Genomic DNA, 13,257 nt, shown 5'->3' with positions numbered 1-13,257 from the left:
CATTCACTATCACGTTTAGCATTGGCGCTTATCTCTTCTTGGGATAAGCGTTTTTTTATTTCAGTGACAGTGCGATATTGTTAAGGGGAAGGGATGATTAGCCAAGGAATTAAATCAGCATGTCCATATTGTGGTGTTGGCTGTGGCGTTGTAACAAAGCAGTCTGAAATTATTGGTGATGTATCTCACCCAACAAATCGAGGTGCACTTTGTGTAAAAGGTTCGTCTCTTGCAGCCAGTATGAGCCAACCTAATCGGTTGTTATATCCTCAAATTAAAGGAGAGGTTGTCGAGTGGGCTCAGGCAACCACTCAAATTGCTGAAACCATTAGCCGTGTGATAGCAGAATCAGGTCCTGAAGCTATTGGTATGTACTTATCAGGTCAGTTATTGACGGAAGACTATTATGTTGCCAATAAATTAATGAAAGGCTTTATTGGTAGTAGCCATGTCGATACAAACTCTCGGTTATGTATGTCTTCTGCTGTTGCAGCACATAACCGAGCATTCGGTGAAGATATCGTTGCTACTAATTATAGCGATTTAGACAGTACGGACTTAATTGTGCTGGTGGGCTCAAATTTAGCGTGGACTCACCCTATTGTTTTTAAACGTATTCAACAAGCAAAAACACAAAATCCATCATTAAAAATTGTGGTGATAGATCCGCGTAAAACGGTAACAGCAGAACAAGCAGATTTACATTTAGCATTAGCCAATGATACCGATATTCATATTTACAATGGGTTAATTCGTTATTTTATAGAAAACAACGCTGTCGACAGTGATTTTATTGTTCAGGTAACTGAAGGTTTTGATGCATTACAGCAAGAGGTAATGAAAGATAAATATACATTGCTTGAAGTAAGCAAAAGTAGCGGCATTGCGATTGAACAACTAGCAACATTTTACCAATGGATGAAGGAAGCACCGCGTGCTGTGACTGTATTTTGCCAAGGGGTGAATCAAGCAAGTTGTGGTACAGATAAAGCCAATAGCATTATTAATAGCCACTTAGTGAGTGGAAAAATTGCAAAACAAGGTTGTGGTCCTTTTTCTATAACAGGTCAGCCTAATGCAATGGGAGGGCGAGAAGTTGGCGGTCTTGCTAATCAACTCGCCGTTCATCGAGGCTTTGATGATAATTCAATTTCGCAAGTTAAAGCGTTTTGGCAAGCGCCTAATATCGCCACAAAGGCAGGGCATAAAGCGGTCGATTTATTTAAAAGCGTAGAAAGCGGTGATATCCGGATTTTGTGGATCATGGCCACTAACCCCATGATTTCAATGCCAGACAGTGAGCAAATACGCCGAGCATTAGAAAAGTGTGAATATGTGATTGTCTCTGATATTACACCTGAATCAGATACAGCAGCGTATGCAGATTGCTTATTACCAGCAGCGGCATGGGGCGAAAAATCAGGTATGGTGACAAACTCAGAGCGTATGATGAGCCGACAGCGGGCATTTACCGCAATGCCTGGTGAGGTTAAAGCAGATTGGCAAATCATTTGTGATGTGGCGAAGCAGTTAGGTTTTAGCAAAGCGTTTAAATATCAATCAGAAGCAGATATTTTCCGTGAACATGCCGCCTTAAGTGGTATTAATAATAGTACTGATTTGTTATTTGATATTTCATGTTTAGCACTGCTTAGTGATGATGATTATCAAACGTGGCAGCCGCAGCAATGGCCTCTCAATCCGAACGGTAATCGCGTATTTGAACAACACAATAATCTTCCTTTATTTTCTACCCCAACCAGAAAAGCCCAATTAGTCGTCACGCCTTCACCAAGTGAAAACACTTCGTCAAATGTGATGTTAGCGCAAGATGGGCCTCAATCGATCTTCTGGCTTAACACTGGCCGACAACGAGATCAATGGCATACCATGACACGGACTGGGCATGTTCCAGCATTGGCACAGTCTGAAGCCGAACCGAGCCTTTATATTCATCCAACCAGCGCAAAACATGTTGGGTTAGTTGATGGTGACTTCGTTTGTATTGAATCGCTTGAGAGCTATCAAGATTTGAATAAACACCTTGCTCGGGTTGTTTTTGATTCGACACTTAGCCAGCAGCAAGTGTTTATGTCTATGCATTGGGCTGGAAAATACGGTGCGAAATCGGCTATCAATCAAAGTGTGATTGTGGCTTGTGATCCTATTTCGGGTCAACCAAGTTTTAAGTCCGCACAAGTAAAACTAACACCGATCTCGATGGAATTTTATGGCGTGTCATTAGGGGATATTCCGGCACAATTGGACTATGAATATGCCAGTTTCCAAACTTACAAGAATGAACATTATCAGCAGAAAGGGATCTGGCGATATGCAGGTAAGGCTTGCTTAGACAAAACAGCACTATTGCGATCTTTATCTGAATCTAAACAGCAGTATTTATTAGTAGAACAAAAGTGGGGATTTGCCTTAGTGCAGTTAGCCAAGGTTATTAACCCTGATGTTAAATTGAATACTACAGCGCTCCATCTTTTTAGTGATCAGCCAATTAATGTTGATATGACGACACTGATTAACTGTGTGAATCAACCCTTTGTGATGACTGATGTGCTAGAAGCCCTAGGTTGTCAGCATAGTAAGCAAACGCTTGTTTGTAGTTGTTTTCAAATTACGGATCTGATGATTGAACAAGCGATTGTCATCAATAACATCACATCATTATCCGATCTTACTAAGCAATTAAAATGCGGCACTAATTGTGGTACCTGCCTACCTCAAGTTGAACGACATTTTTCAGAAAGTCAGCAACTTATTCCAACTGTTCAATTATAAATGAAGGATGAAATCATGGATGATTTTTCAACAATCAAACGAACCGCAAAACAAGTCTTAAAAAGTCGATTTCAGCCTCATGATGATCAGGGGTACAAAAAGGTACTGAGGCCGCTTTCACCTGCAAGTCGTAAGCCTGATAGCGGATTTGTAAGTTTAGTGGGAGCAGGCCCTAGCGATCCTGATTTATTAACGATAAAAGCATTACGCGCACTTGAGCAGGCTGAGATTGTCGTTTATGACCGTTTAGTCAGCCAAGATATTATTGCGTTAGCCAACCCTGAAGCTATCCATATTTATGTAGGTAAGCGTTGTGGTAAACCGAGTTTATCGCAAGAGGAAATTAATCAGATCTTGATATCAGAAGCACTTAAAGGGCAGTACGTGGTGAGAATTAAAGGAGGTGATCCTTTGATTTTCGGACGAGGGGGAGAAGAAGCGTTAGCCTTGGTGGATGCAAATATTAATTATGAATTCATTCCTGGTATTACTGCTGCGATTGGCTGCGCGGCTTCTGCTGGTATTCCTCTTACTCACCGTGAAGTTTCGCGTTCCGTTACCTTAGTTACAGGGCATGTAGCAACAGGGGCTTTTAATGCGTGGTCGCAACTTGTCGAGAATGGGCAAACCTTAGTGTTTTACATGGGACTAGAGAAAGCACAACAGATACAAAACCAATTAATTAAGGCCAAGTTAAGTGAAGAGACGCCTGTTGCCGTGATCTGTCATGGCTGCTCTGTTAATCAAGCCGTCTATATTGAGCGACTTAAAGGACTCGCGTCATTAGCAGAGGATCTTAAAGGCGAATCCCCCGCCTTGATCATCATCGGTGATGTGGTGGCACTACGTGAGCAATTACAGCGCACAGCAAGGCAATTAACTGAGCAAGTGTGTTTGCTTTAAGGGGCTGATTTTAAATAAATACATTTATTAATAGTTATGTTTTAGAGTTGGCAGTCTAATTGCAGTGTACGTAATAGGAAAATAACCACTTGTATAGAAAGACGTTGTTATCAAGGAAAGATTATGCCAGTTATCCCTATTATTATTTGCAGCGACAGCCAAGAAGAACAAAGCAAAATATCGCAGCGTGTTGCCATTGATTTCAGCGTTGTTATCGAGGTTAAGTTTAATCAATTAACTGGGATGTTATCGCAATATCCTGACGCTACTATTGTGACTTCATGGCTACAACCTTGTGCTGAATTAAAAGAGATCATTAAACTCACTTCTTTAAATAGCATGCCTCTTATTGTTTTTATTCGTAAATTTAATATGAATACTTTCAATGCCTTACATGATCCCGAAGGGTATTTGTTACTGCCGTTAACGGTTGACTGCGAGTTTGAAACGTGGATAGGGCGAGCAAAACAAGTACGTGATAACCAAATAAAACTGACGCAAGAAATTGCAGATTTAGAGCAAAAAATCATAGATAAAAAATGGATAGATAAAGTAAAAGGTTTACTTCAAAAACACCATGGTCTTAATGAGAATCAAGCTCATGACGTACTACGAAAAGCGGCGATGGATAATGGTTTGCCGATGGTGAAAATAGCGAGAAACTTAATCTCAACATTACAGAAAACTGAAAAATATTAGCTTTATTTACTTTTTTATCTGTTACTTATCTGGTGCGACCTGCACCATATTAAGGCAAATATGAATAAAACGAATAATCGAAATTTCGTAACTGGCTGTTTTTAATGTTTTTTACGGTTTTAAAAAAATTGGCATAAATGATGGATTAATTAATGTGTAAGTTGTGCAACTGCATCACTTACACAAAAATTTTTGGTCGCACTTAAATAACCGACGAGAGCGATAAAAATCCATAGCTACCATGAAGGTACTTGGGATGGCACCGAAGCCACTGTTTCTTAACCGAAGCAGTGGCTTTTATTTTTTAAGTTGGGTAGGAAATATTATGGCTATAAAAGGACTCATGCAGCTCATCAAAAAATCGTACGGCGTCAGTTTATCTGCTTTGCTGTTTGGGGCGTTAACGGTCAATGCATCGCCGTTGGTGTTAGGAGAGCCTGAGAAAGAAGAACTAAAACTAGGCTTTATTAAACTTACGGATATGGCACCGCTGGCTATTGCTTATGAGAAGGGCTATTTCGAAGACGAAGGCTTGTATGTCTCACTAGAAGCCCAAGCTAATTGGAAGGTGCTACTGGATCGCGTGATTGATGGTGAGTTAGATGGCGCGCATATGCTGGCCGGTCAACCACTCGGTGCAACAATCGGTATTGGTACCAAAGCACCCATTATTACGGCATTTAGCATGGATCTAAATGGTAACGCGATCACAGTTTCAAATGAAGTATGGCAACAAATTAAGCCACAATTACCCGTTGATGAGAATGGGAAAGTTATCCATCCGATTAAAGCTGAAGCGTTAAAGCCTGTACTGGAACATTACAAAGATACCGGAAAGCCATTTCAAATGGGCATGGTTTTCCCTGTATCTACCCATAACTACGAATTACGTTATTGGTTAGCGGCTGCTGGGATAAATCCTGGATTTTATGCCCCTGAAAAAGGCGATAACAGTGGGCAACGTGAAGCTGAAATCTTACTTAATGTGACGCCACCACCGCAAATGCCCGCGACCATGGAAGCTGGAACAATTCAAGGATATAGCGTTGGTGAACCTTGGAACCAACAAGCGGTAGCGAAAAAAATTGGGGTACCGATCATTGCAGATAATGATATTTGGAAGAATAACCCAGAGAAAGTCTTTGGTGTGACGGAATCATGGGCGAAAGAAAACCCTAATACGCATATTCGTTTAGTTAAAGCCTTAATTCGAGCGGCGGCGTGGCTTGATCATAATGGTAATGAGAATCGTGCTGAGGCTTCAAAGATACTTGCTCGTAGTGAGTATGTAGGGGCAGATGAAAAGGTAATAGCGAATAGCATGACAGGGAGCTTTGAATATGAAGCTGGTGATATTAGACCTGCACCCGATTTCAATGTGTTCTTTCGTTATAACGCCACTTACCCTTATTACAGTGATGCTGTTTGGTCATTAACCCAAATGCGTCGCTGGGGACAAATACCACAAGCAAAACCTGATAGCTGGTATATCGATATCGCTAAACAAGTTTATCGTCCTGATATTTATCGATTAGCAGTTAATGCGCTGATTTCAGATGGCCTGATGAAGCAATCAGATTTTTCAGACGTCGATAATGAAACGGGTTTCCGCCCTCCACATAATCATTTCATTGACAATATTACCTATGACGGACGTAGCCCGAATGCGTATCTCGAGCAATTTTCGATTGGCTTAAAAGGCGATCAGCAGATCTAAGGAGAGATCATGTCAGCAACGATTAGTTTTCTTAAACAATTACCCGAGCAAAAAGTCATGTTAAAACGCTCATCCGAATGGTTACTACCAGTATTAGGCGTCTTGTTTTTTGTTGTGGTTTGGCACTTTTCAGCATTACAAGTGAAAACGTCATTAGGTTCATTACCAGGACCTGTTCAAACCGCTGAACAATTTGTGTTACTGGTTGAAGATCACCTGCAGGAGGGAGAAAAAGAACAGGCTTTCTATGAGCGTCAGGAAGTACGTAATGCTAAAAAATTAGCCGCTGATCCTGATGCCAATATTAAAGTGCGTGCTTACACGGGTAAAGCGACATTTTTCGATCAAATAGTCACCAGTTTAGTGACCGTTGCTTGTGGCTTTATCTTAGCATCCGTTATTGCGATCCCATTGGGGTTAGTACTTGGACTCAATCACAAGTTATACATGGCGTTTAACCCTATTATTCAACTGTTAAAACCCGTATCACCATTGGCATGGTTGCCGTTAGTGACCATGGTGGTAAGCGCAAGTTATGTAACAAAAGATCCGTTAGTCGCAAAATCCTTTCTTAATTCAATGCTTACCGTCACCTTATGCAGTTTATGGCCAACCTTAATTAATACGGCCGTTGGCGTAACAAATGTTGATAAAGATTTAGTCAATGTGAGTCGAGTATTGCGTTTATCTTATTGGCAGCATATCCGAACGATTGTTTTGCCCTCTGCAATTCCCATGATTTTTACCGGCTTAAGATTATCAATTGGTATTGCATGGATGGTGCTTATTGCCGCAGAAATGCTTGCGCAAAATCCGGGGTTAGGCAAGTTTGTATGGGACGAATTTCAAAATGGCAGTGCATCTTCGTTAAGCCGAATTATGGTTGCAGTGGTGATGATTGGTTTTATTGGCTTAATGCTCGATCGATTAATGCTCATGATCCAAAAGCGTGTTTCATGGGATAAGCAGCAAGTGTTGCGATAAGGCGAAAAAGGAGAAGTAAGATGCAAAAACCATTACTTGAGTTAACTCAATTAGGGATGCGTTACCCTGTCGCAACGGGCGAATTTGTTGCTTTGAAAGATGTTAATCTAACCGTCAATAAAGGAGAGTTTATTTCCTTAATTGGACATTCTGGCTGTGGTAAATCGACAGTACTTGATTTAATCGCAGGACTTCAGATGCCAACCGATGGTGGGGTTATTGTCAGTAATAAAGAAGTTGCAGGGCCTGGGCCTGATAGGGCGGTAGTCTTTCAGCATCATGCTTTATTACCGTGGTTAACTGTTTATCAAAATGTTGAGTTAGCGCTTAAACAAGTCGCGATACATCAAAAACAAAAAGTGAGTAAGACCTTACTTAACCAGCAGGTGATGCACTATTTAGAGTTGGTGCAAATGACCCATGCTAGTGACAAAAAGCCTGATGAAATTTCTGGTGGTATGAAGCAGCGGGTAGGGATTGCTCGTGCTTTAGCAATGCAGCCCAATGTTTTATTGATGGATGAGCCATTTGGTGCTTTAGATGCACTGACAAGAGCACATCTGCAAGATGCCTTAATGGCAATTCAAGCTGAGCTTAATAATACCATTATTATGATCACCCACGATGTGGATGAAGCTGTGCTGTTGTCTGATCGTATTGTGATGATGTCAAATGGTCCTGCAGCCACAATCGGTCAAGTATTAGCGGTTGATCTACCTCGTCCTAGAAATCGTGTTTCTCTCGCAAATAATGAACGGTATCAATATCTACGTCAGCAAGTTTTACAATTTTTATATGAGAAGCACTGCAAAGTTAAGCCCATGACTCAGCCAAGAACGCAAGAAGTCGCGTAAGGAGGCAATATGAACAACGGAATCGATAAACAACATCTTATTGTGATTGGTAATGGGATGGTGGGGCACCACTTTATTGATCAATTAGTCGATAAAGGCGGTTTAGCGCACTATTGCATTACGGTTATTGGTGAAGAGTCGATAGCGGCTTACGATCGGGTGCAATTATCAGCGATGTTTGCTGATAAATCTCAACAGGATCTTATGTTGGGTGATGTGTCGTGGTATCAAAACCAAGGCATTGATTTACGACTAGGGCAACAAGTTGTTGAGATCAATCGCGCTCAGCAAACGGTAAATATTCGTGATGTGGTCACCTCTGAGTCGATCTGCTTAGATTATGACAAGTTAGTTTTAGCGACGGGCTCAACACCATTTGTTCCGCCGATTAAAGGCAACGATCGTCAGAATTGCTTTGTTTATCGCACTGTTGATGATCTTGCGGCTATAAAGAATGCCTGTTCACAAGCTAAAACTGGCGCTGTTATTGGTGGTGGATTACTTGGGCTTGAAGCGGCAAATGCCTTACGTTTATTAGGTTTAGAAACCCATGTCGTTGAGTTTGCTCCTCGATTAATGCCTGTTCAGTTAGATGATTTAGCGGGTGATTTACTGGCAAAGAAAATCACTGAATTAGGCGTTCATATCCACACAGATATGCGTACAGAAAAAATCACTGATGGGGAAACCGCAACTCATCGTTTGTGGTTTGAAAATGATACGCCATTAGATGTCGATGTGATTGTTTTTTCTGCAGGGATAAGACCGCAAGACACCCTTGCTCGCCAATGTGAATTAGAGATTGGCGAACGTGGCGGTATTGTGATTGACGATACCTGCTCAACTAGTGATGAGAATATTTACGCGATTGGTGAATGTGCGTTATGGCAAGCTCGAATTTTTGGCCTCGTTGCACCAGGTTATAGCATGGCGCGTACTGTCGCTTCACAATTAGTTAGCGATACAGAGGCTAAGTTTATTGGTGCGGATATGAGCACCAAATTGAAACTATTAGGCGTTGAAGTGGCTTCTATCGGTGATGCACAGATGCGCACTGAAGGAGCGAAAGAAGTTGTATTGCAAGACAGTGCTGGTGGACGTTATAAGAAGTTAGTTGTGAATGCTGATAGTACTCAAATTCTAGGCGCTATTTTAGTGGGAGATAGCAGCGATTATGACGCCTTATTACAATGTTATTTAAATCAGACAATATTAACAGAGCACCCAGCACAACTGTTATTTGATACTTCAATGTTAGCGCCATCCACTGATGAAAATAGTGTGGTTTGTTCATGTCATAACGTTACTCGAGGCGCATTAATCAGCCAAGTACAGCAGGGGTGTCACGAACTCGGTGAAATTAAACAAGTGACGAAAGCGGGTACAGGTTGTGGCGGCTGTAGCTCCATGGTTAAACAGATTGTTGATGAGCAATTAGCGTGCATGGGAATGGAAGTAAACAATCATGTTTGCCAGCACTTTTCTTATACTCGCCAAGAGCTTTTCCATTTATGCCAAGTGGAAAAAATTCAAGATTTTGAAACCTTACTCTCTACTCATGGAAAAGGGTTAGGTTGTGATATATGTAAGCCAACAGCAGCATCAATTTTTGCTTCATTATGGAATGAGCATGTTCTCGAATCACCTTATCAACCTCTGCAAGATTCTAACGATGCTTTTCTCGCAAATATTCAAAAGGATGGCAGCTATTCAGTTGTGCCTCGTGTCCCCGGTGGTGAAATTACCCCCGATAAATTAATCACCCTTGGTGAAGTGGCCAAAAAATATGATTTATATACCAAAATCACAGGTGGACAACGGGTTGATTTGTTTGGCGCACAATTATCACAATTACCTGATATTTGGGCTGAGTTAATTGAGGCTGGATTTGAAACGGGTCATGCTTATGGTAAATCATTACGAACCGTTAAATCTTGCGTGGGTTCGACGTGGTGTCGCTATGGGGTTGATGATTCAATGGCACTCTCGATTGAATTAGAAAATCGTTATAAAGGGTTACGCTCACCGCACAAATTGAAATTTGCTGTCTCAGGCTGTACCCGAGAATGCGCAGAAGCACAAAGTAAAGATATTGGCATTATTGCAACAGAGCAGGGCTGGAACCTCTATGTTGGCGGTAATGGTGGTATGCGTCCACGTCATGGCGATCTATTTGCTGTTGATTTAGATAAACCAACCTTGATTGCTTATATCGATAGAATTTTAATGTTTTATGTAAAAACAGCTGATCGTCTACAACGAACATCAGTGTGGCTAGAAAATTTAGATGGTGGGCTCGATTATCTCAAACAAGTGGTTATTGAAGATAAACTTACCATCAACACCTCATTAGAGCAGCAAATGGAACATGTTATTAATAGTTATCAATGTGAATGGAAAACAACTTTATCATCAGAGCAAAAATTGAACCGCTTTCGTCAGTTTGTCAATCTCAAAGATGAAGAGATCTCCCTACCATATCAACGTATTAGAGGTCAACGTATCCCTATTAAGGAGGAATTATGAGTGTTGTAATGGAAATACCTCGATCAATAAAATCAGATCTTCGTTGGGTTAAGATCTGCCATAAAGATGATTTAGTTCCTAACTCTGGTATTACAGCCTTAGTGAATCAACAACAAATTGCACTGTATTACCTGCCTAAACAAAATAACGCAGTTTATGCCGTTGATAATTGGGATCCTATTGCAAAAGCTTATGTCATGAGTCGCGGTATTGTTGGCGATCAAGATGGAGTGCTATGTGTTGCATCACCATTATTGAAACAACACTACGATCTGGCCACAGGGAAGTGCTTAGAAGTGCCTGAGCATACCCTAGGTACATGGAAAACCCGCTGGAACAATAACGAATTATGGCTTTATATAGGTTAGTGATTAATGTGAAGTTGAGGTGTAATTCAATTAAGAAAACGTTGAAAATCGCGTTCTACCACTAATAACAACAAAGCTGGCTCAAGGCCGGCTTTTTTTGTTAATGGCTCTAAGTTAATTATTCGCATGTTGTTATAGGGAATGACTAAAGGTGTGATGAATAAATAACTTTTAAAATGACTTTGATGTTCTAATATCATATTGAATACAAGGTGATTTTATACGCATATACATTTATGTGTATTGAAAAGGAATGCGTAAATGCGACTAATAATAAAATTATATACCTTATTATTTATCTCAGCGTTAACGATGGGCTGTACCCAACAAGAAAGTAAGTTGGCATTAGGAACATTGGAAAGAGATCAAATCAAATTAACGGCAACCTCCAATGAAATCATTACCTCGTTACCGATTAAAGAAGGAAGTGACGTTAAAAAAGGCGATGTGCTGGTTACCTTACGATCTTTACAGCAGCAAAGTCGATTAGATAAAGCACGTGCATCGCAACAACAAGCCGAATTTTATTTAAAGCGTTTAACCAATGGTGCAAGACCAGAAGATATTGCTGAAGCCCAAGCTTTAGTTGTCCAAAATCAAGCGAATCTCGAAGAAAAACACGATGAATACGTACGATTTCAAAAACTCTATCAAAAACGAGTTGTTTCGGCCGCAGATCGAGATCGTGTATTGGCACAAAGAGATATCGCTCAAGCCGAGTTGACAGTTGCTAAGAATAAACTCAAAAAATTACTTAATGGCGAGCGTTTAGAAGATATTAAACAAGCGCAGGCGGCACTGTTAGCGGCAAAGTCTGAAGTGCAATTACAGCAAGAGTTATTAAATGACTATACGATCAAAGCAACGCGAGATGGTTTACTTGAAAGTCTGCCATTTCATGTGGGAGACCGAGTAACAGCAAACAGCACGGTTGCAATTTTAACGGCGCATACTGTCCCTTACGCGCGTGTTTATGTGCCTGAACCTTATCGAGTTAAATTGAAAGCTGGTGATAATGTTAAGATACATATTGATGGACTTGAAAAGAGTTATCAGGGAACACTGCGCTGGATTGCTACCCAACCTTCATTTACACCTTATTATGCGTTAAGCGGTGATGATCGCTCTCGTTTAGTTTATCTCGCAGAAATCGATCTACCACAAGATGGTCAATATTTACCTGCCGGTATTCCCGTACAAGTGGAGATGCCGTAATGAGTGGTAATGCGATTGTTACTCAAGGCCTTACTCGCAAGTTTGGTGATTTTGTTGCGGTTGATAATTTAAACCTGACAGTGCCAAAAGGTGCTATTTACGGGTTTCTTGGTCCGAATGGCTGTGGAAAATCCACAACATTAAGAATGCTCACAGGCTTGTTAACACCGAGCCAAGGCAAGGTAGATGTGTTGGGGTTATCAATTCCTCAACAAGCTGAACAACTCCGTCTTCGTATGGGCTATATGACCCAGAAATTTTCTCTTTTCCAAGATCTTACCATCTATGAAAATCTTGAATTTATGGGGCAAATGTTTGGGCTATCGAATAAGCAATTAAAACCAAGAATTGATGAACAGCTTGCAGTGTATGGTTTAGATCAAAGAGCCAAACAGCGAGCTGGAAGTTTAAGTGGTGGTCAAAAGCAACGTTTAGCCTTAGCTGCGGCGACAGTGCATAATCCAGATCTTTTGTTGCTTGATGAGCCAACCTCTGCCGTTGATCCAGAAAATCGTCGTGATTTTTGGGAGCAGTTGTTTGATCTTTCAGATAAAGGGACAACAATCCTCGTTACTACACACTATATGGATGAAGCTGAACGCTGCCACGGTCTTGCGATTATGGAAGCGGGAATTGTGCGTGCTGATGGGTATCCACAGCAACTCATGGAGAATATGGCTGTTAATGTTGTCGAAGTGGAAGCTGAGCATTTAAGGCAATTAAAGCCGATTATAATACGACTTCCTGAAGTACGCTCTGCAGCACAGCTTGGTATACGTTTAAGAGTATTAATAGCCAAACAGATTAATAATCCTATCGAATGGCTAAAAGTTCAAATACCTCAATTGCAGACAGCAACAATGTCCATTACACGTCCCAGTCTTGAAGATGTTTTTGTTACCAACACTGGAAAAGGTCGGCAGTAATGAATAAAGCGAAATTAAGTTTACTGCGTATCAAAGCACTAATAATAAAAGAACTACGTCAATTAAGTCGTGATCGTATTACCTTTGCCATGATTGTTATGATCCCATTGGTTCAATTACTACTGTTTGGCTATGCGATAAATACTGATGTACGTAATATTCCTGTTGCGGTTGTTGATCAAAGTCATTCTACAACAGGTAGGATGATGGTGGAGGCAGTAAAAGCAACGCAAGCTGTTGATGTAATTCATAGTTATGCTACTCCTCAGCAA

The 13,257-nt window shown here is 40.9% G+C and carries 11 protein-coding genes; all 11 read left to right on the top strand.

What is annotated here, in order from left to right; all coding sequences use genetic code 11:
• The first annotated feature begins 93 nt into the window (after positions 1-93).
• A complete protein-coding gene (locus tag SKA34_RS03195; RefSeq protein WP_006644070.1) occupies positions 94-2,793 on the top strand; it encodes a nitrate reductase in 2,700 nt (899 codons plus the stop codon).
• A gap of 15 nt (positions 2,794-2,808) precedes the next feature.
• The gene (cobA, locus tag SKA34_RS03190; protein WP_006644069.1) at positions 2,809-3,696 is read left to right on the top strand and encodes a uroporphyrinogen-III C-methyltransferase; all 888 of its coding nucleotides are present in this window, start codon (positions 2,809-2,811) and stop codon (positions 3,694-3,696) included.
• A 123-nt stretch (positions 3,697-3,819) separates the two neighbouring features.
• Positions 3,820-4,395, top strand: a complete 576-nt coding sequence (locus SKA34_RS03185) for an ANTAR domain-containing response regulator (protein ID WP_006644068.1) — start codon at positions 3,820-3,822, stop codon at positions 4,393-4,395.
• Positions 4,396-4,651: 256 nt separating this feature from the next.
• Positions 4,652-6,112: a CmpA/NrtA family ABC transporter substrate-binding protein gene (locus SKA34_RS03180; protein ID WP_006644067.1), complete on the top strand. Its 1,461-nt coding sequence runs from the start codon at positions 4,652-4,654 to the stop codon at positions 6,110-6,112.
• 57 nt (positions 6,113-6,169) lie between these two features.
• Entirely contained in the window at positions 6,170-7,096 is a 927-nt protein-coding gene (locus SKA34_RS03175; protein WP_086004110.1) for an ABC transporter permease, read from the top strand.
• Between the two features lie 20 nt (positions 7,097-7,116).
• The gene (locus tag SKA34_RS03170; RefSeq protein WP_005364475.1) at positions 7,117-7,950 is read left to right on the top strand and encodes an ABC transporter ATP-binding protein; all 834 of its coding nucleotides are present in this window, start codon (positions 7,117-7,119) and stop codon (positions 7,948-7,950) included.
• 9 nt (positions 7,951-7,959) lie between these two features.
• The gene (gene nirB, locus SKA34_RS03165; RefSeq protein ID WP_006644065.1) at positions 7,960-10,476 is read left to right on the top strand and encodes a nitrite reductase large subunit NirB; all 2,517 of its coding nucleotides are present in this window, start codon (positions 7,960-7,962) and stop codon (positions 10,474-10,476) included.
• Entirely contained in the window at positions 10,473-10,844 is a 372-nt protein-coding gene (nirD, locus tag SKA34_RS03160) for a nitrite reductase small subunit NirD (RefSeq protein WP_006644064.1), read from the top strand. The genes nirB and nirD overlap by 4 nt, the downstream gene beginning before the upstream one ends.
• 261 nt (positions 10,845-11,105) lie before the next feature.
• Complete coding sequence (locus SKA34_RS03155; protein ID WP_006644063.1) at positions 11,106-12,059, top strand: HlyD family secretion protein; 954 nt, start codon at positions 11,106-11,108, stop codon at positions 12,057-12,059.
• A complete protein-coding gene (locus SKA34_RS03150) occupies positions 12,059-12,985 on the top strand; it encodes an ABC transporter ATP-binding protein (RefSeq protein WP_006644062.1) in 927 nt (308 codons plus the stop codon). The genes SKA34_RS03155 and SKA34_RS03150 overlap by 1 nt, the downstream gene beginning before the upstream one ends.
• Positions 12,985-13,257 (top strand): ABC transporter permease (locus SKA34_RS23260; protein WP_006644061.1); only part of this gene is annotated, 273 nt, incomplete at its 3' end. The genes SKA34_RS03150 and SKA34_RS23260, both read left to right, overlap by 1 nt.

The organism is Photobacterium sp. SKA34, assembly GCF_000153325.1.
Lineage (GTDB): Bacteria > Pseudomonadota > Gammaproteobacteria > Enterobacterales > Vibrionaceae > Photobacterium.
This window is presented reverse-complemented; position numbering and strand designations above follow the sequence as displayed.